Origin of the sequence: Streptomyces sp. NPDC048424, assembly GCF_040651555.1 — a bacterium.
Classification (GTDB): Bacteria; Actinomycetota; Actinomycetes; order Streptomycetales; family Streptomycetaceae; genus Streptomyces.
Map to the genome: position 1 here is coordinate 146,165 of NZ_JBEZKE010000017.1, position 24,062 is coordinate 170,226.

At 73.2% G+C, this 24,062-nt stretch carries 16 protein-coding genes; 7 read left to right on the forward strand and 9 right to left on the reverse strand.

Annotated features, from left to right (window positions below):
* Window positions 1-15 precede the first annotated feature (15 nt).
* Genes acpP through AB0D29_RS24235 form a run of 3 tightly spaced genes read left to right on the forward strand, consistent with a single transcriptional unit; the run spans window position 16 to window position 2,619 of the window.
* Window positions 16-258: an acyl carrier protein gene (gene acpP, locus AB0D29_RS24225; protein ID WP_362856980.1), complete on the forward strand. Its 243-nt coding sequence runs from the start codon at window positions 16-18 to the stop codon at window positions 256-258.
* Window positions 258-1,439: a beta-ketoacyl synthase N-terminal-like domain-containing protein gene (locus AB0D29_RS24230; RefSeq protein ID WP_362856982.1), complete on the forward strand. Its 1,182-nt coding sequence runs from the start codon at window positions 258-260 to the stop codon at window positions 1,437-1,439. The genes acpP and AB0D29_RS24230 overlap by 1 nt, the downstream gene beginning before the upstream one ends.
* A 16-nt stretch (window positions 1,440-1,455) precedes the next feature.
* Window positions 1,456-2,619: an 8-amino-7-oxononanoate synthase gene (locus AB0D29_RS24235; protein ID WP_362856983.1), complete on the forward strand. Its 1,164-nt coding sequence runs from the start codon at window positions 1,456-1,458 to the stop codon at window positions 2,617-2,619.
* Between the two features lie 24 nt (window positions 2,620-2,643).
* Here AB0D29_RS24235 and AB0D29_RS24240 read toward each other — a convergent pair whose 3' ends face one another.
* The 4 genes from AB0D29_RS24240 to AB0D29_RS24255 form a co-directional block, all read right to left on the reverse strand.
* Complete coding sequence (locus AB0D29_RS24240; protein WP_362856984.1) at window positions 2,644-3,882, reverse strand: cytochrome P450; 1,239 nt, start codon at window positions 3,880-3,882, stop codon at window positions 2,644-2,646.
* 216 nt (window positions 3,883-4,098) lie between these two features.
* Window positions 4,099-4,647, reverse strand: coding sequence for an avidin/streptavidin family protein (locus AB0D29_RS24245; RefSeq protein ID WP_362856985.1), 549 nt, complete (start codon window positions 4,645-4,647; stop codon window positions 4,099-4,101).
* 303 nt (window positions 4,648-4,950) lie between these two features.
* Window positions 4,951-8,787: a helix-turn-helix domain-containing protein gene (locus tag AB0D29_RS24250; RefSeq protein WP_362856987.1), complete on the reverse strand. Its 3,837-nt coding sequence runs from the start codon at window positions 8,785-8,787 to the stop codon at window positions 4,951-4,953.
* Window positions 8,788-8,934: 147 nt separating this feature from the next.
* Complete coding sequence (locus AB0D29_RS24255; RefSeq protein WP_362856989.1) at window positions 8,935-9,297, reverse strand: hypothetical protein; 363 nt, start codon at window positions 9,295-9,297, stop codon at window positions 8,935-8,937.
* Between the two features lie 352 nt (window positions 9,298-9,649).
* Here AB0D29_RS24255 and AB0D29_RS24260 point away from each other — a divergent pair, with 352 nt between their 5' ends.
* Together AB0D29_RS24260 and AB0D29_RS24265 are read left to right on the forward strand one after the other, a co-directional pair.
* The gene (locus AB0D29_RS24260) at window positions 9,650-10,711 is read left to right on the forward strand and encodes a right-handed parallel beta-helix repeat-containing protein (protein ID WP_362857023.1); all 1,062 of its coding nucleotides are present in this window, start codon (window positions 9,650-9,652) and stop codon (window positions 10,709-10,711) included.
* 34 nt (window positions 10,712-10,745) lie between these two features.
* Window positions 10,746-11,816, forward strand: a complete 1,071-nt coding sequence (locus AB0D29_RS24265) for a methyltransferase (RefSeq protein WP_362856991.1) — start codon at window positions 10,746-10,748, stop codon at window positions 11,814-11,816.
* A gap of 102 nt (window positions 11,817-11,918) precedes the next feature.
* Here AB0D29_RS24265 and AB0D29_RS24270 read toward each other — a convergent pair whose 3' ends face one another.
* The gene (locus AB0D29_RS24270) at window positions 11,919-12,176 is read right to left on the reverse strand and encodes an acyl carrier protein (RefSeq protein WP_361765685.1); all 258 of its coding nucleotides are present in this window, start codon (window positions 12,174-12,176) and stop codon (window positions 11,919-11,921) included.
* Window positions 12,177-12,189: 13 nt separating this feature from the next.
* The gene (locus AB0D29_RS24275; protein ID WP_362856992.1) at window positions 12,190-13,386 is read right to left on the reverse strand and encodes a SchA/CurD-like domain-containing protein; all 1,197 of its coding nucleotides are present in this window, start codon (window positions 13,384-13,386) and stop codon (window positions 12,190-12,192) included.
* Window positions 13,387-13,533: 147 nt separating this feature from the next.
* Between AB0D29_RS24275 and AB0D29_RS24280 the strand changes: the two genes are divergently transcribed.
* The gene (locus tag AB0D29_RS24280; protein WP_362856993.1) at window positions 13,534-15,204 is read left to right on the forward strand and encodes an FAD-dependent monooxygenase; all 1,671 of its coding nucleotides are present in this window, start codon (window positions 13,534-13,536) and stop codon (window positions 15,202-15,204) included.
* 85 nt (window positions 15,205-15,289) lie between these two features.
* On the opposite strand, the gene AB0D29_RS24285 is transcribed toward AB0D29_RS24280, so the two are convergent.
* The 3 genes from AB0D29_RS24285 to AB0D29_RS24295 all read right to left on the reverse strand — a co-directional run bounded on the left by AB0D29_RS24285 (window position 15,290) and on the right by AB0D29_RS24295 (window position 18,854).
* A complete protein-coding gene (locus AB0D29_RS24285; RefSeq protein ID WP_362856995.1) occupies window positions 15,290-15,823 on the reverse strand; it encodes a hypothetical protein in 534 nt (177 codons plus the stop codon).
* Window positions 15,824-15,996: 173 nt separating this feature from the next.
* Complete coding sequence (locus tag AB0D29_RS24290; RefSeq protein ID WP_362856996.1) at window positions 15,997-16,632, reverse strand: TetR/AcrR family transcriptional regulator; 636 nt, start codon at window positions 16,630-16,632, stop codon at window positions 15,997-15,999.
* A gap of 155 nt (window positions 16,633-16,787) precedes the next feature.
* Window positions 16,788-18,854: a discoidin domain-containing protein gene (locus tag AB0D29_RS24295; RefSeq protein ID WP_362856998.1), complete on the reverse strand. Its 2,067-nt coding sequence runs from the start codon at window positions 18,852-18,854 to the stop codon at window positions 16,788-16,790.
* A 272-nt stretch (window positions 18,855-19,126) separates the two neighbouring features.
* Here AB0D29_RS24295 and AB0D29_RS24300 point away from each other — a divergent pair, with 272 nt between their 5' ends.
* A complete protein-coding gene (locus tag AB0D29_RS24300; RefSeq protein ID WP_362857000.1) occupies window positions 19,127-23,860 on the forward strand; it encodes a hypothetical protein in 4,734 nt (1,577 codons plus the stop codon).
* Window positions 23,861-24,062: the final 202 nt, after the last annotated feature.

Below are 24,062 nucleotides of genomic sequence, written 5' to 3' on the forward strand. Positions count from 1 at the left end.
GGAGGTTGGCCACCCGTGGCTAACGACGACGTTTTCGACCGGCTCACCACCTGCGCCGTGGACGTCTTGCAGGTCAAGCAGGAGTCCGTGACCCCGGACGCGAGCCTGACCGAGGACCTGGGCGCCAGCAGCCTCATCCAGGTGGAGCTGGTCATGGCCATCGAGGAGGAGTTCGGCATCTCGGTGCCCGACGAGGCGGTGGAGGACATCCACACCGTCGGGGACCTGCACCGGCTCATCCTCTCGCTGGTCGCGTGATGGCCGCAGGGACAGCAGGGGCACGCCGCGTCGCGGTCACCGGCCTCGGTGTCGTGAGCGCCTGCGGCACGGGGGCGGAGGCCTTCTGGGAAGGCCTCTTCCAGACGCCGCCCGACGGCCACCGGGAACTGACGGACTGGGATCCGTCACCCTGGATGGACGTCCGCGAAGCCCGGCACACCGACCGGTTCACCCAGTTCGCCGTCGCCGCCGCCGACATGGCCCACCGCGACGCGGGCCTCACGGAGGTGGACGCCGAACGCAGCGGCGTCGTCATCGCCACCGCGCTGGCCGGCGTCAGCACCTTCGAACGGCAGACCGTCATCCACCACGAGCGCGGCGGCCGGCGGGTCTCCCCGTTCCTCGTGCCGATGATGATGGCCAACGCCGCCGCCGCGACGGTGGCCATGCGCCAGGGCTGGCGCGGGCCGTGCGAGAGCCTGGAGACCGCCTGCGCCGCGGCCACCCACGCCATCGGACACGCCGCACGGATGATCGCCGACGGCACCTGTGACCGGGTGCTCGCCGGCGGTACCGAGGCCGCGATCACGCCCACCATCGTCGCCGGGTTCACCAACATGCGGGCCCTGTCCGCCTCCGGCCGGACCCGGCCCTTCGACGCGGAACGCGACGGCTTCGCCATCGCCGAGGGCGCCGCCGTGCTCGTCCTGGAGGAATGGGACACGGCGGTGGCGCGCGGCGCCACCATCCACGGCGAGGTGCTCGGCTCCGCCAGCACGGCCGACGCGCACGACATCACCATGCCCGCCCCCGGCGGCGGTGACGCCGCCCGGTGCATCCGGCTCGCACTCGACGACGCCGGGGTGCGCCCGCAGGACGTACGGCAGATCAACGCCCACGGCACGGGGACCCTGCGCAACGACGAGGCGGAGACCAAGGCCGTCCTGTCGGTGTTCGACCAGTGCCCTCCGGTGACCTCCACCAAGGGGGCGACCGGGCACGCGTTCGGCGCCGGCGGTGCGCTGGAGGCCGTCGCGGTGCTCCTGTCCATGCGCCACGAGCTGATACCGCCGACCATCGGCCTCACCTCGGTCGACCCGGCTCTCGCCGTGGACGTGGTGACCGGCGGGGGCCGCAAGTGGCAGCCCGGCCCCTCCCTCACCCAGTCGTTCGGCTTCGGCGGCCACAACGGCGTCCTCGTCCTCGGCCCTGCCGGATAGCGTTCGGAGCGAAACGATGGAAGCAGAGCGACACCGCGATCCGGGCGACGTGTTCGCGTGGATCGACGACAGTACGCGGCGCAGGGACCGGGCGGGCCTCACCCGCCGGGTCCAGGTCCGCGGGGCCCGGCCGAACGTGATCGACTTCGGCGGCAACGACTACCTCGGCCTCACCCGCCACCCCGACGTGGTGCGGGCGGTGGCCGATGCCTCCCTGATCTGGGGCGCCGGCTCGACAGGCTCCCGGCTGGCCACCGGAACCACCGAAGTCCACGTCGAACTGGAGCGGGAGCTGGCCGAGTTCAGCGGGGTGGAGGCCGCGCTGGTCTTCTCCTCCGGCTACCTCGCCAACCTCGGGGCGGTCACCGTGCTGGCCCGCCCCGGCACCCTGATCGCCTCCGACGCGTTCAACCACGCCTCCCTGATCGACGGTTACCGGCTGTCGGGCGCGGACGTGGTCGACACCGCGCACGCCGATCCGCAGGCGCTGGAGCGGGTGCTCGCCGAACGGGAGCAGCAGCGCGCGGTGGCGGTCACCGAGTCCGTGTTCTCGGTCGACGGTGACCTCGTCGACCTCGGGGCCGTCCTCGACGTCTGCCGCCGGCAGGGCGCCGGCCTGCTCGTCGACGACGCGCACGGGTTCGGCGTCATCGGCGAGCGCGGAGAGGGCGCGGTGGCCGCCGCCGGGCTCACCCGCAGCCCCGACGTGGTCACCACCATCACCCTGTCCAAGTCCCTGGGCGCACAGGGCGGCGCCGTGCTCGGCCCCCGCCGGGTCATCGACCACGTGATGAACATGGCCCGCAGTTTCCTGTTCGACACGGGGCTCGCCCCGGCCTCCGCCGCCGGAGCCCTGGCGGCGCTGCGGGTGCTGCGCGCCGAGCCGGACCGGCCGGCCCGGACCCGGGCCGTGGCGGTCGCCCTCGCCGAGCGCCTCGCGGCCACCGGACTGCCCGTGACCGAGGCGCAGGCGGCCGTGGTCTCGGTCCGCGGGCCCTCCGCCGCCCAGACCGCGAAGTGGGCGGAGGACTGCCTGGCCGACGGCGTCAAGGTGGCCTGCTTCCGCCCGCCGTCGGTGCCCGACAGGTTCTCCCGGATCCGGCTCACCTCCCGCGCGGACCTGACCGAGGCCGAGATCGACCGTGCGATCGACGTCGTGGTCAAGCACAGCCCCTGGTGAGCCGGTTGACGCGGTCCGAGGTGTTCAGCCCCGCTCCACCAGGACCTGGAGCGGGGCCCGGAAGGAGAGCAGCGCCAGCATCTCGGGCGAGGACCGGTCCGAGAGCCTGAGGTCCGGCAGCCGCTCGGCGGTCATGCGCATCACCACATCGGCCTCCATCCTGGCCAGCTCGGCGCCGGAGCAGCGGTGCCGGCCCACGCCGAAGGACAGGTGCCTGCGGACGTTGGCCCGGTGCGGACAGAGCTGCTCGGGGTTCTCGAAGACCTCGGTGTCCGAGCCGGTGGACGCGAGCATCAGCAGCAACGGCGCCCCGGCCGGCAGGTCCACGCCGGACAGGGTCATCGGGCGGCCGGTGACCCGCCGCCAGGTGGTGATGGGCGGATCGCGCCGCAGCACCTCCTCGGTCCAGGGCCCGACGGTCGCCGGCGCCTCGGCGAACCGCCGCCACAGACCGGGCTCCCGGAGGGCCCCGCGGTACATGGTGCTGAGCATCTGGGTGGTCGTCATCTGACCGGCGATGATCATGAAGTAGACCACCGCGGCCTTCTGGGTCACGCCCAGCGGCTCCCCGTCCGGCAGCCGGTGCGCGGCGAGCGCGCCGAGCAGCGTGGCCTCCTCGGGCGCCGGCTTCGAGACCAGCGCGGTGAGCCAGGCGTAGAACTCGGCGGCCTCGCGGGCCAGCGCCACCTCGCGCTCGCCCCGCGGCCGCCCCCAGAACAGTTCCAGCGAGGCGTCGCTCCACCGGGCCAGGGTGTCGATGTCCACGTCGATGGCCGATTCCAGACCGAGCAGCCGCAGCATCACCCGGAAGGGCACGTCCCGCGCGATGGTCGTCGCCAGATCGCACGCACCGTCGGCGGCGAGCCGTCGCTCGACGTCGTCGAGCGCCTGCGCCACGACCTTCTCGACCATCGGCACCGAGGCGTTGACGGCCTGGGCGTTGAACAGCTTCGTCATGATGCGCCGATAACCGGCGTGGCTGTCCGAGCCGTTGTTTGCAAGCGTTTGCGGGAGGTCGAACCTGACCCGTGCGAGGACGCGCAGCGTCGGCACCGAGAAGCGTCCGATCGCGTCGATCGCATTGTCCGGAAGGAAATTCTCCGGGTCGAGGAGAACGGAGCGCACGTCCTCGTACCGGCTTATCAGCCAAAGCCCCGTGTTCTCGTCGTACTTCACGGGTTCTTTCGCGCGGAGTGCGGCCATCGCCGGATAGGGGTCGAGCGCGTACCCCTGGTCGAAAAGATCCACACTGCCAACGGGCATTGTCACCATCACGTCAATTCCACCTTCCCCCCGGCCGACGGTACCAAGCCGTCGTGATCACGCTGAATGCCCGCCGGGGACGCACCTGTGTGAGACGCATCCCGCGTGGACGGCGCCGGGGCGGGTCCACTGCCGCACGGGCCGTCCGGGGGGAACCTCCGGACGGCCCGCACGCGTTCGGTTCGGCGTCTCGGCACCCGGGTGCCCGGACGCGTCCTACTGCTGGACGGCGTCGAGCGGGTTGCCGTTGTTGACGCCGGCCTTCTTGGCCGCGTCGATGTCGGCGGCGGACGGCTTCACCTTGGTGAAGGTGTCGTGGCCGACCAGGGTGGACTTCCAGGCGTCGGCTGCGGTGGTGCCGGAGGTCAGCAGCCACTGGGTGTTGATCTTCGCCTCGGCGCCGCCGACGTACTGGCCGCTCCACGTCGTGGCGGAGTGGGCGTTGCGGAAGTTATTCTTCCAGGCCACCGTCCAGCCGAGGGCGGTGCCGGTGCCGTCGGCCGCGGCGGTGTCGTAACGGCCGGTCAGGACGTAGCGGCTCTCGGCGTTGCCGACGGCCGACTCGTAGGTGCCGGTGAGGCCGCCGTCCGCGTTCGCGGTCACGATGAAGGTCGAGCCGAGCTGGTTGTACCAGGTGCCGGTGATGCCGGCCTCGGCGGCCGAGACCTGGGCCTTCGCGTCCTTCGTGGGGTCCGCCGAGGCGCTGGCCGCAATCCCGACGGTGGTGAGCGAAACGGCGATGGCTGCAACGACGATCTTGCGCATGTGAGACACGGAAATTACTCCCCTAGGTGTTGCCGACGGGGCGGACGACGCACATGTCGCGCGCGTCGTCCGCATCCCGCCCGTCAAGGTTTGTGACCTCGGCCGTGCACCTGACGGTGCCGGTGGGCAAGCAGCAATACGGCATGGGCCTTTGGCGGTAGAACAGGATGGTCGAGGTCCGGGTCGATGGTTGCCAAGGGCACATGTTCGGTGGAAATCGTACTATCGATACGGGGGTTCGCAGCAACGTTTTCTGCAAAGGAATTTCGGCCAAACTATGGCCGAGTACGGACGTCGGCCTCGTCAACTCCGGTTCGGATCAGCCACTCCTCGGCCGGTCGGGCCCTTCCGCAACCCGCCGATCGCCGCCAGCCGCGCCCCCACGTCCAGGTTCCACAGCCGTACGGTGCCGTCCGTGCTGCTGCTGGCCACCGTCCGGCCGTCGGGGGCGAAGACGACCCCCCACACCGCGCTCGCGTGTCCGGACAGCGCCGCCACCGTCCGGCGCCCCGCCACGTCCCACAGCCGCACCGTACGGTCGTTGCCGCTGCTGGCGAGGGTGCGCCCGTCGGGGGAGAAGGCGATGCCCCGCGCGGAGCCGGTGTGGCCGGACAGCGCCGCCCGGAAGCGGTGCGCCCGCGCGTCCCACAGCCGTACGGTCCCGTCGTTGCCGCTGCTGGCGAGGGTCCGCCCGTCCGGGCTGAAGGCCACCCCGCGCACGGCGCCCGTATGGCCGGTCAGGGCGGCCAGCGGACGGCGCCCCGCCACGTCCCAGAGACGGACCGTCAGATCGTCGCCGCCGCTCGCCAGGGTGCGTCCGTCGGGGCTGAACGCCACGTCGTTGGCGAAGTCCGTGTGCCCCGTGAGGGTGGCCAGCGGGCGGCGCTCCGCGACGTCCCACAGCCGTACGGTGCCGTCCGAGCCGGCCGAGGCGAGCGTGCGCCCGTCAGGGGAGAAGGCCACCGCGAACACGGTGCCGCCCAGCCCCGCGAGCGTGGCCGACGGACCGCCCGCCGCGACGTCCCACAGCCGTACGGTGCCGTCCGAGCCGGCCGACGCCAGGGTCCGCCCGTCGGGGGAGAAGGCCACCGAGAACACCGTCTCGCTGTGCCCCTCGAAGGTGGCCAGCACCCTGCGCTCCGCCACGTCCCACAGCCGCACCCGGTGATCCGCCTCCGCGGTCGCCAGGAGCTTTCCGTCCGGGCTGTACGAGGCGTGCCAGATCTCCGTGAACGGCCGCGAGGCCAGCGCCGCGCCCCGCAGGTCCCACAGCACCACCGACTGGTCGAAACCGGCGGTGGCCAGCACCGTGCCGCGCGGGTCCACGGCCACCCCGAGCACGTAGTCGGTGTGCCCGGCCAGGGTCGCCGTCAGCCGGCCGCCGGCCACGTCCCACAGCCGCGTCGTCCCGTCGCCGCCCGCGCTGACGACCGTCGTGCCGTCCGGTGTGTAGGCGACGCCGTTGACGTCGTCGCTGTGCCCGGTCAGCGTCGCGGCCGTCCGCCGGCCGGCCACGTCCCACAGCCGTACGGTCCGGTCCACGCCCCCCGTGGCGACCGTACGGCCGTCCGGGGCGAACGCCGCCCCCAGCACCTCGTCGGTGTGCCCGGTGAGCACGGCCAGCGGGAGGGCCTCCACCGGATCCCACAGCCGTACGGTCCGGTCGGCGCCGGCCGAGACCAGCGTCCGGCCGTCCGCGGCGTACGCGAGGGCGTTGACCCGCCCGGTGTGGCCCGCGAGGGAGGCGACGGCGCGGTGGTCCCCGGCGGTCTCCCACAGCCGGACCGTCCCGTCGGCGCAGGCGACCGCCATCGTCCGCCCGTCGGGGGAGAAGGCCACGGCCCGGGCGCCCGCCGTGCTCGCGGGGAGCACCCCCGTCGGACGGTGGCCGACGGTGTCCCAGAGCCGCGCCGGCCCGTCCGTGGACGCGGCCGCGAGGCTCCGCCCGTCGGGGCTGACGGCGACCGCGCGGACCCGCCCGGGCATCGTGAAGGTGGCGAGGGTGCGGCGGTCGGCCACCCGTCGCAGGGTCACCGTCCCGTCGGAACCGGCCGTGGCCAGCGCGCCGTTTCCCGGTGAGAAGGCCACCGCGTTGACCGGCCCGCCGTGCCCGGCCAGGCGGGCGATGAACGGCTGGGACTGGGTGCTCAGCAGGGCGCCCCGGGCCTCGCTGGTCGGCGCCGTCCGGTAGGCCTCCCCGGCGAGCAGCATCGACGCCTCCGGCTGACCGGCGGCCAGCGCCGCCGACTGCAGGGCCAGCGCCCGCGAACGCGCGACGCGCTCCTGGCCGAGCGCCCCCGCCCGCTGCTGGTAGGCCAGTCCGCCGGCGCCCACCGCGAGGACCAGCAGGACGACGAGCGTGGCCAGCAGCCGCTGCCGCAGCCGCACCTGACGCCCGGTCTGCCGCTCGCGGCTGTCGTGCGCCTCCTGGCCGGCCCGGAGGAACGCGGCCTCCAGGGGGCCGAGCCGGCTCCTGCCGTCCAGCTCGTCGGCCCAGGAACGCGCGGTGTCCAGCCGGGTCCCGCGGTAGAGCGCCGACGGATCCCGGCCCTCGCGCTCCCACTCGGCGGCGGCGTGGGCCAGTTGCTGGTGGATCAGGAGCCCGGCCCGGTCGGCGTGGATCCAGCCGCGCAGCCGTGGCCAGGCGTGCAGCAGCGCCTCGTGGGTGATCTCGACGGTGTCGCTGTCCATGGTGATCAGGCGGGCCCGTACGAAGGCGTCGAGCGCGGCCGCGGCGGGGCCCGCGTCGGCCGGTTGTTCCAGCAGGGCGGTCCGGCTCATCCGGCGCCGGGCCGCGCCCGTGCCGTCGGCCACGTGCACCAGCCGCACCAGAATGCGGCGCAGCGTGTGCTGCTCCGCCGGGTACAGGCGGGCGAACACCTCCTCGGCCGTGCGGGCGATCGCCCCCTGGATGCCGCCGGTGCGCTCGTACCCGGCGACGGTCAGGGTGGCGCCCTCGCGCTGGTGCCAGGTGGCCATCAGCGCGTGGGAGAGCAGCGGCAGCGCGCCGGACGGCGTCCGGTCCGGCGGATCGTCGCGCAGTCCGACGTCGCGCAGCAGCAGCGGGACCAGGCCCGGTTCGAGGGTGAGACCGGCGAGCTCGGCCGGCCGGGTGATCGATTCCCGCAGCTCCGCCAGGGACATCGGGGGCGGCACGAACAGCCCGCCGGTGAAGACCGGGGCCAGCTCCGGAAGGTCCAGACAGTTCCCGGAGAAGTCCGCCCGTACGCCGAGCACCACGACGGCGGGGGCGTGCCCGGCCGGCGGCGCCGGGCCGGACGCGGCCAGCGCGCAGAGCACCCGGACGAACGCGCGCCGCTCGTCCTCGTCGGAGCAGAGCGTGAACAGCTCCTCGAACTGGTCGACGAGCAGCACCGGACGCGGCGGAGGCGGCCGCCGGTCCCCGGAGCCGCCCGGGGGACGGTCCGAGAGCCGGTGGACCGCTTCGAGCAGCGCGTGCGGGCGGCCCCGCAACTCCCCTGCGGTGAGGCCGAGATCGCTGCCCAGCACCTTCGCGGCGCGGTCCAGCAGCTCCTCCAGCGGATGCGCGGTGGGAGTGAACCGCACCACCGGCCACCTGTCGGCGCCCGGCATCGGGAAGCCTCCGGCGCGCCGCAGCGCCGGCACGAGACCGGCGCTGAGCAGCGAGGACTTGCCCGCACCCGAGGGGGCGACCAGCATCAGCGGGCCGGTGCCGATCCGCTCGAAGAGCCGTTCGACCAACGCGGTCGTCGCCCGCTCCCGGCCGAAGAACCACCCGGCGTCCCGCGCGGTGAAGGCCGGCAGGCCGCGGTACGGACACGCGCCGTCCGCCGCCGGACCGGCGTCGGACGGCCGTTGCGCACCGCCGCCGGCGCCGGGCGCTCCCGTCTCCCGGACCATCCGCAGCAGTTCACCTCCCGCCCGCAGGACGTCGTCGCAGCGCCGCGCGACGTCGACGGTGACGCGCTTCGAGCCGGTCTCGATCTTGCTGAGGTAGCCCTTGCTGTAGTGCGTCTGCCGTGCGAGGTCCGCGAGGGACAGCCCGCGTTGCACCCGCAGACGTCTCAGCTGCGCGGGGAAGTGCACCGCGGTGTCTTCGGATTCGTGCTGGTGATCGGTGTTCCGCCGGCGGTCCGGATCCCCCAAAACATCCCCCATGGCAATGCGCGCCCAGGCAGCGAGATGGCGCTGCCCAGGCTACCGCGAGGGTGGGCCCGAAGGCCGGATCTTCCAGCCGGTATGACGAGCACAGGAACCCCGCGAACCGCCCGCGCGGCGGCTCCGGAAGGCCCGGCCGAGGGGGTGCTACGGGTTGAGCCGGATCGAGTTGATCGGCGTGAGGTCGGCGTAGACGCCGGTCTTGGCGGCGATGGGGCTGCCGCAGCCCGCGCCGTTGCGGCCGGTGCACAGCTTTGCGGTCGCACCGCCGTACTGATTGTTGAGCACCCAGTGCTTCCCGAACTGGTTGCTCAGGTTGTGGGACCCGTACTTGTAGAAGGCGTGGGTCGGCTTGACGGCGGGGTTCTGGTTCTGAGGGTAGATGCAGACCGCCCCCTCCGGGCATCCGGCCCACGCGTCGACCGGCTTGGCCTCGACCGAGCCGCTGAGCGCGAGGACGGCGGTGGCGGCGATCGCGAGAGCGGCGAGGCCGCGGAACGTCTTGTGCATGGTTTCCCCTGGTGGTTCTTGCCTCCTGCGGACGACTTCAGCCTGCCCCCGCCGGGTGCCGGGATCGACGGGTTGCCCGTTGCCCCTTGCCGGCGCGCCGGGGAAACCCGGTGCGACCAGCCCGGTCGAGGGGACGGGGGCAACGGCTCGTGGCGCGCTCCCCGGCTCCGGGTGACGAGGCGTCACGACGTGGGGGAGGAAGGCCGTCCGCCCCTGCCCCCGGCACCACCCCTGAGGAGGTCAAATTGCTCCGTTTGCGCACGGCATGTGTCCTTCCGCTCACTCGGTGTGGCGAATTGCCCTAATCGCCCATAACTTCTGCATCGTGACGAACCGACAACTCAAGTCCCTCATGTGCATCGCAGTCGTCATGGCCGCAGGGCTCGGCGTGGCCGCGCCACCCGCCGCCGCGGCCGGACGCCGAGTGCTCCCGGGCGACTCGATCCAGGACGCGGTGAATGCCGCACGGCCGGGCGACATCATCACCGTGATGCCCGGCACCTACTACGAGAACGTGCTGATCACGAAGCGGCTGACCCTGCGGGGATACGGCAGCCGTACGGTGATCAGGCCGCCGGTCGCCGAGGCCGGGACGGCCTCACCCGCGGCACCCGTGCGCGCGGCCACCGCCTGCTCGCAGGCCGACACCGGCATCTGCGTCATGGGGACGCCGGAGCAGAGCGTGAACCAGGTGAACATCCGGGCGCTGACCGTCTCGGGCTTCAAGCGGAACGGCATCTGGGCCTCCTACACCGACCGGCTCAGCGTCGAGCGGGTGATCTCCGAGAAGAACGGCACCTGGGGCATCGCCCAGGAGCGGTCCACCCGCGGGGTGTTCCGCGGCAACATCGCCCGCGACAACACCGAGTCGGGGATCTTCATCGCCAACACGGTGGAACGGGAGGGCGGCGCCACCGACACCCTGGGCGCGGTGGTCCGGCGCAACACGCTGACCGGCAACCGGATCGGAGTCACGGTCAGGCGGGTCCGGAACCTCTCCGTCCGCGGCAACACCCTCACCGGCAACTGCGGCGGCATCTTCGTCGTCGGCGACGAGGGCGAGCCGGGCGCCGGAGCCATGACCATCCGCGGCAACCGGATCCACGAGAACAACAAGTTCTGCAAGGGCAACAGCCGCCTCCCCGACATCCAGGGCGTCGGCATCGTCCTCACCGGGGCCGAGGAGACGGTCGTCCGTTCGAACTCCATCCGCGGCAACGTCGGCGCCTCCCCCCTCTCGGGCGGAATCCTGCTGTTCAAGAGCTTCGTGGGCGCGACGAACACCGACAACGTCATCCAGGACAACGTGGTGCGGGACAACCAGCCGGCCGACCTGGCCAACCAGGGCACCGGAACGGGCAACCGGTTCGTCGGCAACCGGTGCGGGACCTCCGTACCGGCCGGGATGTGCTGACCGTGCTCCACCTCACCGGAAGAATCGAGGCCGTATGACCACGGTAAGTTCCACCTCCACCTCCACCCCCGCGACCGTCCCCGTTCCCCCGCACACCCCCCAGCCCGCCATGCGGCTGCGCGAGCTCGTGTTCGGGGCGGCCGTAGCCGGAGCCGTACGGGCCGCCGCCCGCCTCGGCGTGGCCGACGCCCTCGGCGCGGAGCCCGCCGCAGCCGCCGAGCTCGCCGCGGCGGTGAACTGCGAGCCCCGGCCCCTGGAACGGCTGCTCCGTGCCCTGACCTGCTACGGCATCTTCGAGGAGACCGAGGACGGGAAGTTCGTCCACACGGAGATGTCCCGGCTGCTGCGCGAGGACGACCCGCAGAGCCTGCGCTACATCTCCCTGTGGTGCACGGAACCCTGGACCTGGCAGGCCTGGCCGCGCCTCGACGACGCCGTGCGCTCCGGCGGGAGCGTGTTCCAGGACCTCTTCGGCAAGGGGTTCTTCCAGTACCTGCACGAGGACGCGGACGAGTCGGCCCACGTGTTCAACCGGGCCATGACCACCTCCAGCATGCAGTCGGCGCTGGACGTCGCGGAGCTCCTCGACCTCACCGGGGTCTCCGTGGTCGCGGACATCGGCGGCGGCCAGGGGCACGTACTGGCGAGCCTGCTGGAGAAGCACCCGACGGTGCGCGGCGTCCTGCTCGACCTGCCGGGCGTGGCGGCGAAGGCGGATCCCCGCCTGCGGGACGGCGGCGCGCTCGCCGAGCGGGCCGACATCGTCCCCGGGGACTGCCGCGAGGCCATCCCGGTCGAGGCCGACATGTACATCATCAAGAACATCCTGGAATGGGACGACGAGAGCACCCGCAGGACCCTGCACAACGTCGTCTCCGTGGCCCGCCCCGGAGCCAGGGTCGTCATCATCGAGAACCTGGTCGACGACACCCCGTCGATGAAGTTCACCACGGCGATGGACCTGCTGCTGCTCCTCAACGTGGGCGGCGCCAAGCACACCAAGGACAGCCTGTGCACCCGGATGCGGGACGCGGGGCTGGTGATCGGTGAGATCCGTCCGGTCAACCCGTACCTGCACGCGTTCGAGTGCACCGTGCCCGAGTGACTCCGCGCCCTCCGCGCGCCACAACGCCTCGAGACCGGCGGGATGAGCCGGTCTCGGGGGCGTCGGCACGACGGACGGGCGGTGCCCGTCCGTCCGAACGCGTCAGGCCTTGGTCGCCAGGGCGTTGTTGACGAGGTCCAGGAACTCGCGCGGCGACTTGCACCGGTCCGCGTCGGCGGGCAGGGGCCGGCTGTGCCGGTTCTCCAGTTCGCCGACGATGCCGAGGAGCCCCAGGGAGTCGAGCCCCCACTCGTCGAAGCCCGAGTCGGGGCGGCTCGCCATGGCCGCGGGGTCGACGTTCACGCCGGCCCCCTTCTTCATCAGGGCGGCCAGTTCTTCCATGGTCAGTCGAGGGGTCATGACGGCCATCTCCTCAGGCTTGGTCCGGCGTACGCCGGTCGGTGATCAGGCGCATTTCAGAGCGCGCGAGGAAGCGTGAGATCTCCTGGTCCGTTGTGGGGACGCCGTCCTTGGCGCTGTCGAGCAGCCGGGCCAGCACCGCCGCCTTGTGGCCGCCCTCGACGCCGAGCGTCAGGGCGGGCCGGGCGTCGAGCGGACCGCGCAGGTCGAGGAGCCGGACGACGATGTCGTCGCGCTGGAACAGCGTGCTGCCCTCGATGGGGTTGGCCGGGTCGTCCACGGCAGCCTCGTCCTGGCCGGCGAGCAGCCGGGCGAGTTCCATGCCGCACCCGTTCTTGGCGGGGTAGAAGAGCGCGTGCCGCCGGACGTCCGCGTGCTCGCGCCCGCCCGCCGCCACGTGGTGCACCGCGGGGAGCGCCGCACGGGTGAAGAACAGCCGGGCGGATCCCGGGTCGCTGAGGTCCCGGTCCTGTTCCAGGTACGGGTTGATGGCCTCCTCCAGGGCCCGCACCTCGGGCTGCAGGGCCACGTGGCGCAGTGCCGCGAGGAGGTCGCCCTCCACCTCGACCGCCCGTACGACCCGGTTGCCGTGCATGAAGAGCGAGGTGCGCCGCAGCCGGGTGTTCTCGTCCACCCGTGCCTGCGGGGAGGTGTACCCGGCGAGCAGCTCCGCCACGACGGGTTCGCTGCCCGGCTTCACGGTGAAGGTGAGGGCGTGGCGGACCACGCCGTCCCCGCGCCGCGGAGCGACCTGGAGGCGGTCACCGGACCGGTTCCCGAAGTGCGCGGTGGCGGCGTCGGGGCCGAACCCGGGATCGGATCCGGAGGCCGAGGGGGAGGGGGAGGGGGAGCCGACGGGGACGGAGTCCTTGCCGGTCACCCGCAGCACGCTGAAACGCAGCGAGCGCGTGTCCCGTACGCAGCCGTGGAGCGGCTGCACCGACGCGACGTGCTCCTCGCTGTTGACCCAGGCCAGGAACCGCGGTGCGCTCTCCCACTCGCTGGTGATGAGCCACTGCGAGGGGTTCTCGATCGACTGGCACAACTCGTCGCTGATGTGTCCGGGGACGGAGGACACCTGCTTGCGGAGATGCTCGTAGACCTCCAGGAACTGGTTCTGCGCACCGTCGTACAGATCCAGCAGCAGCACGACCCGAAGCCTCGAGCCGTCGAAGGCGGACTGGGATATCCGTTCCGACAAGGTTGTCATCGTTCACACTCCTTCGAGACCACACGGTCGCCACGGGGCGGCGCCACCCGAACCGATCGTTGTCCCGTAATCCGCTCGGCGCGAGAGGAGAGAACCAAGCGGGTGAACGAGCGAGGGAAGCGCCCTCGTACAGGGCATGGAAGAGCCATGAAGGAAAACGTCGACCACCGCGTCCCTGTCCTCATCGTGGGCGGCTCGCTGGTGGGCCTGTGCACCTCGCTGTTCCTCGGCCGGCTCGGCATCAGCCACATGCTGGTCGAGAAGCACGCGGGTACCTCGATGCACCCGCGAGGACGCGGTATCAACGTACGGACCATGGAGTTGTTCCGCGTCGCCTGTGTCGAGGACCGGATCCGCGAGGCCGCCTCGGTCCTGGCGGACAACCACGGCATCCTGCAAGGCGGCTCCCTCACCGGTGACGACCAGGAGTGGCTGTTCGAGCAGATCGACCCGGGGGGTGCGCTCGCCCGCTTCAGCCCGTCGGCATGGTGCCTGTGCAGCCAGAACGACATCGAGCCGGTCCTGATGTCCGTGACCCCCGGACTCGGGGCCGACCTGCGGTTCTCCACCGAGCTCCTCTCCTTCGAACAGGACCCCGGCGGTGTGACCGCCCTCGTGAAGGACCGCGAGAGCGGCGAGCACAGCACGGTGCGCGCGGACTACCTCGTCGCCGCCGACGGGCCGCGCAGCCCGGTGCGGGAAGCCCTCCGGATCGGCCAGACCGGTCCCGGGGACCTCTTCCACAACGTGAGCGTCACCTTCCGGTCCCGCACGCTCGCGGACGTGGTCGGCGATCGGCGTTTCATCGTGTGCTACCTGACCAAGCCCGACGCCGACGGGGCCCTGCTGCCGGTGGACAACAGCGAGCGGTGGGTCTTCCACGCGCCGTGGCACCCCGACCGCGGCGAGACCCTGGAGGACTTCACCGACGAGCGCTGCGTCGAACACATCCGCCGGGCCGTCGGCGCACCAGACCTGGACGTCGAGATCACCGGCAAGGCCCCGTGGCACGCGGCCGAGCGGGTCGCGCAGCGGTACGTGGCCGGCCGGGTCTTCCTGGCCGGTGACTCCGCCCACGAGATGTCCCCCACCGGGGCGTTCGGCTCCAACACCGGTATCCAGGACGCGCACAACCTGGCCTGGAAGCTCGCCGCGGTACTGGACGGCGCGGCCGGCCCCGGGCTGCTGGAGACGTACGAGGCCGAGCGGCTCCCGGTGGCGCGGGCGACGAGCGAGCGCGCCTCGGCCCGGTCCGCCGAGCACAGCCACCCGGGGTACGAGCCCGACCCCGAGACGGCCCCCGGGGCCCAGCCCGAGCCCGCCCAGGGCGGGGGCGGACGGCAGGGCGGTGTCCTGTCCGTGGCCATGGGCTACCGCTACAACCAGGGCGCGGTCCTGGGCACCGACCCCGACCAGCCTGTCGTGCCCGAACGGATGCGTCTGCGCGGCGAACCGGGCACGCGCGCGCCGCACATGTGGCTCCACGTCCCCGGGGAGGAGCAGCCGAAGTCCACCGTGGACCTCTACGAGCGGTCCTTCGTCCTGCTCAGCTCCGAGGGCACGCCGTGGAGCGGGGCGGCCGGATCCGTCGCCAAACGGATGAACGTGCGCCTGGACGCCTACGCCATCGGCACCGGACCGGAGGCCGACCTGATCCCCGCGAGCGGCGCCGACTGGGCCGAGGCGCACGGCACGACCGCGGCCGGGGCGGTCCTCGTCCGCCCGGACGGCTTCGTGGCCTGGCGCTCGGAGGAGGCCGTGGCGGACGAGGAATCGGTCCTCTACAAGGTCCTGACCACCCTGCTGGACCGGTACTGACGGCGGGGCCCGCACCGGGAAAGGGCGCCGCCCCCGCGAAGATCGCGGGGGCGGCGCCCTGTGCCACGGGCGGGACCGGATCAGGTCACCGGGCCGACTTCGAACCGAGCTCGCCCGGTGTCTTCGGCACCCAGGGCGCCACGGCGGTGGCCTCACCCGGGTCGGGCTCGGCCATGCTCACCCGGTAGGCGGTCCCGCGGTCCACGCTCACGGGCAGGACGTGGAGCTGTTTGATCTGCTGGGTGTCGTGCAGGTAGAGCACGACGGTCTGCCGGTACGAACCCTCGTCGTAGAACTCCGCGGTGACCCTCCCGGCCGCGCCCGTGCGGAACGCGGTGATCCAGTTCTCCGCGGTCTTCCGGGTGGCGGCCTCGTCCTGCCGGTCGTCGCCCAGGGCCGCCAGCTCGCCGACCTCGCCGTCGGCGATCCGCCACACCACCTGCTGGGTGATCCCCAAGGTGCTCGTGGACGGATACCCGACGACGGCGAGCGGCGCGTGGCTGCCGTAGTCCCCGGCGTACTCCACGCCGTCGGCGTCGTGGTCCGCCGAGCACGCGGTCAGCACGCCGAGGGCCAGGACGCAGACGAGGGCGGCCGACAGGGCAGGTCGCGGCCTCACCGGGACGCCGCGGAGAAACGAGTGGCCATACTTCCTCGGTCTTGTCGGCGGGCCCCAGATGCTCCGGTGCTCCGATGCTTCAGGTGCGGGAGGAGCAACGTAGCGCTCTGACCAGGAAGTTCGTTCTTCGGAAACGGACAACGGGGGCGCAATCGACGCCTTGGTGACGCACTTCACGCCATGGCCGGTTCCTGCCCTTGCCCGCCGTCGGCCCGCTCGTCCCCGACGAGGCCCGCGACGTGGTCGGTGACCGTGTCGAGGATGGCCGTCGAGATCGTCGCGTCGCCGAGCACGAGGTGGTTGAGCGTCAGTCCGTCCGTCATGGCGGCCAGATAGCGGGCCAGTACGGTGACGGGGACGCGGAGTTCGAAGCCCATGTGGTGGCGGAGCTGCTCGACGAGCTCGGTGTAGGTGTCGGCGTACCGCTCGTACTGGCGCCGCGCCAGGTGCTCGAAGCCGGGCCGGCGCAGGGCGTACTGCGTGAGCTCGTACGTGAGCATGTGCTCGCCCGGGTGGGCGGACACGTGGTCCCAGTACGCCTGGAAGCCGGCCCGGACGGTCTCGTGGAGGGTGGCCTTCGGCTGGATCGCCTCCTTCACCACCGCGATGCTGTGCTCGGTGATCGCCGTCATGACGGATTCGAGCAGGGCCTGCTTGGAGTCGAAGCAGTAGTGGAAGACGCTCAGTGACACGCCCGCCTCGGCGGAGATCGACCGGGTCGTCGTCCGGGCCACCCCGTCGCGGGTCATCGCTCGGATGGCGGCCTCGGTCAGCTGCCGGCGCCGGTCGGCCGACGGCATCCGTGCCATGGGCGATCCCTTCGGTTCGTGCTGCGGTGCCGTGCCGTGCCGCGCCGTGCTGTTCAGGGGATGCGGGCGGCGGTGGGAAGACGGCCGGGGCCGGCCGGATCGGTGAGGATCCGGCCGGCCCCGGCACCCGGACGCCGCAGGGGCGGCGTCACGCGTCAGCTGCTGTAGACGCCGACCTCGTGGAGCGAGTACCCCCACTGGGTGCCGCGCTGCAGACCGTGGACCCGTACGTACCGGGCCGGGGTGCCGGCGAACTGCGCCGTGTCCAGCCCGCCGTCACCGGTGGTCGTGGACCATGCGGACTGCCAGTTCGTGCCGTCGCCCGAGAGCTCGATGCGGTACGCCTTCCCGTGGGCGCGTTCCCATTCGAGGGTGACGCGCTTGACCAGGCCCGGTGTCCCGAGGTCGATCTGGAGCCACTGGTCGTCGCTCCAGTCGCTCGCCCAGCGGGTGCCCGTGTTGCCGTCCACGGCCCGGGAGGGCGCGTAGCTGACGAACGGGTTCCACTCGGACGAGCTGGCCGAGGCGGCCGCGCCCGCGGCGAGGTTCACGCCCGCCTTGTGCTTCTCGGACGAACCCCAGGTGGTCAGGTAGGACTCGGCGCCCCGGAACAGGTCGTCCACCACGTCCTGACCGCCGGTGAGCCGGATGTCCTCGATCCAGTCCGGGACCAGGCCGTAGTGCGAGGCGCCGTCGGTGTTGAGGTCCCAGGTGCGCACGCCGGTGGTCTGCTTGTCGATCACGGAGCCGCCGTCGGTGCTGCGGAACGGGTAGCGCACCGGGTTCGGGGTGTCCGCGCCGCGGGGGCCGGGCCAGCCGCCGACGCCGTTCATGTCGGTGCCGTAGCCGTAGCCGACCTTGTACTTCTCGCGCAGCGCGTCCGTGCGCTTGGCCTCCGCGCTGAAGGCCTCGGAGCCGCTCATGTACTGGGCGACGAAGCCGCCGAGCCGGTACACCCGCTCCGTCCAGTCGAGGTCCATCCAGCTGTGCGAGGAGATCACGCCGGGGTACGACTCGGATTCGAGGATGTCGAAGGCGCGTCCCGCTGCCTTGACCCCCATGTGGTCGATCTCCAGCATCATCTTGCGTTTCATCATGCCGCGCACCGCGTACTCGCCGAGCTCGGTGAGACCGCGGGTGTTGCACTGCGCGTCCGCCGCGTACGAGGGGACCGCCACGCCCGCCGGGAGCTGCTTCTGGGCTTCGGGCGCCGCCGCCAGACCGATGGGGTTGTCGTGCTGCGGGCCCTTGCACTTCTCCGTCTGCCAGAAGGTGCCGGTGGACAGGAACTGGCCCACGTTGATCGCCGTGCCGAGCGCGCCCTGGTCGAAGCGGACCCCGCACAGGGCGTTGTCGAACTTGTGGCACAGGAACATGCTGCGCACGCCCAGTTTGTACAGCTCGTCGAGGCCCCGGTCGATGTCCTCCTTGCTGCACTGCGCGATGTCCAGGATCTGCTTGCAGCCGAACGGCTCGGAGGTCTCCACCCCCAGGACGACGGCCAGCTTGCCCTGCTTGATGACGTCGCGGGCCTGCGCGGAGTCGGTGACGATCCGGAACCATCCCTTGCCCGGACCGCCGTACATCTTGTCGACGTACGCCTGCATCTCGTACGTCTTCTGCGCCTCCAGGCGGATGGCCGTCATCTCGTCGCAGCCGCGGTCCTTGAAGAAGTAGACCGAGCAGATGACGCCGTTGGTGACGAGGTCGTTGACGAGCACCCGCTGACCGCCGCGCCAGGCGCGTTCGACCCAGGCGTAGTAGTTCTGCTGGTGGGTCAGCGAGTCGTGGGCGGGCCAGTCCTTGAAGGTCGGCCAGCCGTTCGGGTCGTGCTTGCCGTCGCCGCCCTTGGTGATGAAGTCGAAGATGGCGAGCGTGCCGTCGGGATAGTGCTCGGGGCAGTCCTTGAGCGCGTCGGCCACCCCCTGCTCGGAGAACGGCTTGCCGCAGATGAGGCGGCCGCCGAAGCCCTCGTTGGACATCAGGTGGTCGTGCGCGTCGACGAAGCCGCGGACGCGTCCCTGGGAGTCGGTCCCCTTGAAGGGTTCACCGGTGACGTTGATCTCGGAGTCGGGCGCGGGCCGGGCGACCGGGTTCCACCAGCCGGGGTCGGCGGCGGAGGAACTGGGCACGGGGCCGAGCACCATGGCCACCACGGCGAGGAGCAATGACAGGACCGCCAGGGGCCTACGCCTGTGGTGCGTGTGTCGGGAAATGGTCATCACTCACGTCTTCGGTCAGTGGAGGGCGCGGTCGAGGAGCCGGATCCGTCCGGGGGCATGACGGCCACGGCCACACGGCACGGCTGTGGCTTGATTGTCATGGACCGCACAAACGGTGGGACGAGAATCGCCACTGGCAGCAGCAGAGTCAAGAGTCCGGGACAGATGACCTGATGACTCGTCAGTCCGGCCGGATCGGCTCCCTCCGGGCAGCGGTGTCCCGGGTGCCGGCGGTGCCGCCGGTGTCGGCATGGCGTGCGACGATCCCAGGCATGATCGCCTCGCTCGCCGCCCTGCTGCCCACCGCCGGTCCGCACGCCTCCACCACGTACGCCGACTGGGTCGCCGCCCACGACCCGGACGCGGCCGGGACCGCACGCGCCCTGATCGAGGACATGCGCACCGAACTGAACCGGTCCTACGCCAAGCCCGGCCGCTTCCTCGACACGATGACGGCGCGGGCGCGACGGCTGCCGCCGGCGCACCTGCCGTGGTTCTGGGACACCGTCGGCCACCGGCTGATCGGTTACGGGAGCCGGCCCGGCGGGCGGGCGTACGCGGCGGCGCGGGCGGCTGAGGACCGGCACGGGCTGCCGGTGGACCCGGCCTACCGCCGGGCCAACGCCCTGCTGTTCGCCCGGGGCGGGGCCATGCCGGCCAAGGAGTTCGGGGCCCACCAGCGCTTCCTCGCCGAGACGTCGGACCCGGCCGCCGCGCACGCCGCCCTGGACGCGTTCCTGACCGCGTGGGCGGGCTCGCCCGCGGACCTGCCGGCGGACCTCGTGCGCCGCGTGCGGGCCTCCGCCAAGGCGGCCGGGCACGGGGACGAGGAGGTCGCGCGCCTGGTGGGCGGCATCCTGTCGGTCACCCGGAAGAAGTCGGTGCCGGACGCACTGCTGGCCGCCGCCGAGCAGGTCCTGACGGCCCGTCCGCCCGCCGACACGGTCGCCGCCGGGCTGGTGGAGGTCTTCCCGGACGGGGTCACCGACGGCGGGGCGTGGTTGCGGATGCTGATCGGCTGCGGCGCGGCGGAAGCCATGGAGAACGGGCGGGTGGTGCCCGAGGGCGGACTGCACCACTGGGTCGGGAACTTCGTCCGCATGTACCAGTACGCGGCGCAGTCCGGCGGCGGCGTCGCGCGGCAGCCGCTCCCGGCAGAGTTCCTCGACCTGGTGGGCCGGCTGGGGCCGCGGCTGCGGGCGGCGGGCGCCCCGGTGACGGTCCACACCACCCGGCACCACTACCAGGGCTTCGACGCCGACGTGCTCGACGCCTGTCTCGCGGCCGGGGTCACGGTCGTCGACCCCGGTCCGCAGACGCGGATGCGCTTCTGGGGCGAGCGGTCCCGGCGGGACCTCGTCGCACTGGCCGCCGACCCGGTCTTCGGCCCCCGCCTGGAGGGGCGCGTACACCAGGACCTGACGCCCCGCTGGTCGCCGGCGCGCGGCCGCCGCCCCGGGTCCGCGGTGACGCTGCTGCCCGGCAACGAGGGCATCGCCCACGAGGTGGCCGGACGGGTCGGCAAGCTCGTCGACACGGTCGCCGGCGGCGGCATGGCGGGAGCCGAGGAGGCCGTCGCCGAGCTGGAGGCCCTGCTCGACCGGCCCACGGTGACGGCGCTCGGCGGGATCGCCGACGCCCTCGCCGGAGCGGGCGCGGCGGGCGCGCTGCGGCGCTCCCTGGCAGCCGGCCTGCCGGAGGAACTGGCCTGGCCGGCCCTGGAGTCGGTGTACGCGCGGTTCGCGGCGGACGCCGGGCCCGAGGCCGCCGACGAGGTGCTGCCGGGAGTGGCCGGGGTGACCTGCACCTGGCCGGTGCTGACGGTCTTCGGACGCGACCAGGCGGTCGCCGTCGCCCCGGACGGGGTGCGCGGCTCCTGCCGGTTCACGGTCCCGGACGGCGCGACCATGTACGCCGTCCACTACGCGGGCGGTTCCTTCCTGGTGAGCTGGACCCTCAAGGCGAGCCCCTTCTTCTGCGACACCGCCGTCTGGGCCGACCGCCCCGAGGAGCCCTTCACACCCGACGAGCTGAGCGGCCTCGTGCCGTTCGGCGGCAGCCTGGACGGGGCCTACGGCTTCCAGTTCGAGACCGCCGACGGGGGCGGGCGGCACGGCGGCGGGCGCGTGCTGCGACCCGGCGGCACCGGGGGCATCGACGGGGACGAACTGCTGCTCGGCGACGGCTCCCGGATCTGGACCAACGCCGTCTACGGGCGGCGGCCGTGGGAGGTGGCCGACCCGGTCACCGGGGAGCGGCAGGGGCCGGTGCCACTGCCGGACTTCCCGGGCCGGCCCGCGAGCACCGATCCGGCCGCGGAGCCCTGCGAGGCGGACATGAGCCCGGCCGTGGAGGCGCTGCAGCTGGCGCCGCTGCCGCAGGGCCTGGACGGCTCCCCGCTGGGCAGCCGCGACGGGCTGGTCGGCACCCGGGTGCTGTTCCGCACCCGGCACCGTGACCACGCACCCGACCACTACCTGCTGGAGAGCGTGGACGGGCGCACCGCCCGGTTCGACATCGACCGGCCGGGGCAGGAGCCGTGGGCCCTGTGGGCCCCGCCGGAGGGCGCGGTGGAGGACGTGGTCCTCGCCGAGGCGGAAACCCGGACGGGCGTGCGCGCGTACGCCGCCGACGGCGTCCTGCTGTGGGAACTGGACGGACACCACTCACCCCGGCACCCGCGGGTGAGGCCGGCCCGGCGGGCCACCGCGTCGGGCGGCGTGGCCCTGCCGCCGGCCTTCTGGTACCTGCTGCGGACCCGGGACGCGGCCGGATCCCGGGCACTGCGCGGCGTGGGACCGCAGACGGCCGACACCCTGCTGACGGCCGCCCTCGACGGCCCGGCGGCGCTGCGCGCGGCCGTGGCCCGGGAGTTGCCGGAGGTCACCGACCCGGTCCTGGCCGACGCCGTCGTGGCGGTGGCCGTCCGGGCCGCCCGGGTGGAGGAGCGCCGGCGCGCCCTGCACCGGCGCGTCACCCTGCTCGCCGAGGCCGCGCCGGCCCTGCCGCGCCGGTCCGCGCCGGACACCGAGCTGCTGCCCGCGCTGTTCGGGCTGGTCTCCAAGGGGGAGCGGCCGCCCCGGGACGCGGCCCTGCCGGCGACCCTGGGCGCGCTGGCCTCCGACGGCTCCTGCCTGGCCGGGACGATCGTGGAGGAGGTGCGGCGGCTCTCGCCGCCGGCGCCGCCGCACGACTGGTCGCAGCTGCTGGGCACGATCGACGCCGCGGCCTGGCGGGCCGCGGTGGCGCCGACGCCGGACGCGGACCGGGCCGCGCTGCTGGCCCTCCTGGACACCTGGGCCGGCCAGCCGTTCGCCCGCGCGGACAGCCGGTGGTGGGTGGGCCGGGCCGATGCCGGGACCCTGGACGGCCTGCGCGCGGGCGGCACGGTCGTGGCGTCCGCCGCGGTGCGGGCCGGCGGTTCGCAGTGCTGGTTCGTCGCCCCGGTGGCGCAGGACGCCGACGCCGATCCGGTACCCGCAGCGATCGCCGGGGCACGCCTCGTCCGCGTGGAGCGGGACGACGCCGCCCGGCTCCGGACCCTGGTCGAGACGGTCGACGCGCACGGGCCGGTCCCGCTGCCGGAGTCGGCGGCCGAGCGCTTCGCCGAACTGACGGGCGTACGACGGGCCGTGGCCCGGCTCGTGGTGGCCGGTCTGGTGGGCCGGCCCGACCGCGACGAGGACCGCTCCCTGGCGCGCAAGGCCCCGTACAAGGCGACCCCGATGACCGCCGAGTCGTACGAGGCGCTGCGCGCGCGGCTCGGGGGCGCGGGCCGGCGGGCCGTCCTGGCGGCGGCCCTGCCCGAGGACCCGGCCGAGCTGTGGCGGCCGGGCGGGGTCCTGGCGGCCGTGGAACGGATGGCCGCGGTCTGGCGGGAGCTGCTCGGCGCCCGGCCCGCCGTGCACGAGGAGGCGGCCGACGCCCTGGAGGCCGACCTCGGCCTCTCCGAGGTGTGGGCCCGGCGGCTCGCGGGCGGCTACGAGGCCGCCGAGGACACGACCGTGGAAGCGGCCGGCTGGGAGCTGGCGGCGACCCGGTACGGCAACAAGGTGGAGGTCAGGGCCGTACCGCCGGCCGGACCCGAGCTGCCCTACGGCACCCCGGTGGGCCTCGCCCTCGGGCTGATCGCGAGTGCGCTGGTGTGGGCCTGGACGGACCGGCCCGTCGGCGATCCGGCGGTGGCCGGGGCCGTGGCCCTGTACGAGCGGCTGCGGGCCGAACTGGAGCGCCCGGAGCTGCTGCTGGAGCTGCCCGGCGGGAAGGTCCACGACAGCTCGACCCCGATCGCCGAGCAGTTCGGGCCGGGGCGGCTGCCGGTGGTGAAGGGCCGCTACGCGGAGGAGGGCCCGGTGACCGTGGCCGCGTACGACTCCGGGCCGCTCGTGGCCTGCGCGCCCGGCGGCGCAGCCTTCCTGCGGCCCGCGGCGGCCGCCGGCCCCGAGGTGTGGACGCGGCTGCGCGCGATCACCGGCCTCGCCGAGGCACTGGACCGGGTGGCGCCGCTGATGCCCGGCGGCGGGCTGGAGCGGATGATGCTCCGGGCCCGCTCGGGAGCGTTGCCGGCCGGCGCGTACGAGGCGGATCCCCGGCAGTCCTGCCCGGAGCTGGTCGCGCGGGTGGGGCGGGAGCTCGGCACGGGGGCGGACGCCGCGGCGCTGTACCTCCAGCTGGCCACCCTGGCCACGCCCACCGACCGCAACGTACGGCGCTGGAACGGCTGGTCGGCCAAGCAGCACACGCAGGCCCGGACGGAACTGCTCGCCACCGGCGCGGTGGTGGAGGCCAAGCGGGCGCGGGCGGGCCGGACCCTGTTCCTGCCCGGGGAGTGGACCGAACTGAAGGCCCCGCACCTGCCGCTGGAGACCGTGAAGCTGGCGAGCCACCTGGTGCGACCGCTGTGGCGGAACACGATCCAGGCCCCGTTCGGCCGGGTCCTGCCGACGGCGCCCCTGCACGAGATGTTCGCGGAGGCCTGGGAGCGGAGGTCGGGCGACGCGGCCTGATGCCTCCGGCGGTTCGGCCGGTTGCCTCCGGCGGTTCGGCGGGGGTGGGGCCGGTTGTGCCGGGGCCGGGCGCGCGCCGGGGCGTCTCCTCGGGCGCCGAACGTGGCGAGGGGTCGGAGAGATCGGCCCCGATGCGTTCGGCACCCTGCGGGGATCACCCCGACACACACCCGACCCCGCCCCAACCGGCAAATCCAGCACC

Coding starts and splice junctions, on each gene's coding strand:
- AB0D29_RS24300 (WP_362857000.1), top strand. CDS start 19,127: ATGATCGCCTCGCTCGCCGCCCTGCTGCCCACCGCCGGTCCGCACGCC.
- AB0D29_RS24250 (WP_362856987.1), bottom strand. CDS start 8,787: ATGGGGGATGTTTTGGGGGATCCGGACCGCCGGCGGAACACCGATCAC.
- AB0D29_RS24265 (WP_362856991.1), top strand. CDS start 10,746: ATGACCACGGTAAGTTCCACCTCCACCTCCACCCCCGCGACCGTCCCC.
- AB0D29_RS24245 (WP_362856985.1), bottom strand. CDS start 4,647: ATGCGCAAGATCGTCGTTGCAGCCATCGCCGTTTCGCTCACCACCGTC.
- AB0D29_RS24235 (WP_362856983.1), top strand. CDS start 1,456: ATGGAAGCAGAGCGACACCGCGATCCGGGCGACGTGTTCGCGTGGATC.
- AB0D29_RS24255 (WP_362856989.1), bottom strand. CDS start 9,297: ATGCACAAGACGTTCCGCGGCCTCGCCGCTCTCGCGATCGCCGCCACC.
- AB0D29_RS24260 (WP_362857023.1), top strand. CDS start 9,650: ATGTGCATCGCAGTCGTCATGGCCGCAGGGCTCGGCGTGGCCGCGCCA.
- AB0D29_RS24290 (WP_362856996.1), bottom strand. CDS start 16,632: ATGGCACGGATGCCGTCGGCCGACCGGCGCCGGCAGCTGACCGAGGCC.
- AB0D29_RS24275 (WP_362856992.1), bottom strand. CDS start 13,386: ATGACAACCTTGTCGGAACGGATATCCCAGTCCGCCTTCGACGGCTCG.
- AB0D29_RS24230 (WP_362856982.1), top strand. CDS start 258: ATGGCCGCAGGGACAGCAGGGGCACGCCGCGTCGCGGTCACCGGCCTC.
- AB0D29_RS24280 (WP_362856993.1), top strand. CDS start 13,534: ATGAAGGAAAACGTCGACCACCGCGTCCCTGTCCTCATCGTGGGCGGC.
- AB0D29_RS24240 (WP_362856984.1), bottom strand. CDS start 3,882: ATGCCCGTTGGCAGTGTGGATCTTTTCGACCAGGGGTACGCGCTCGAC.
- AB0D29_RS24270 (WP_361765685.1), bottom strand. CDS start 12,176: ATGACCCCTCGACTGACCATGGAAGAACTGGCCGCCCTGATGAAGAAG.
- AB0D29_RS24295 (WP_362856998.1), bottom strand. CDS start 18,854: ATGACCATTTCCCGACACACGCACCACAGGCGTAGGCCCCTGGCGGTC.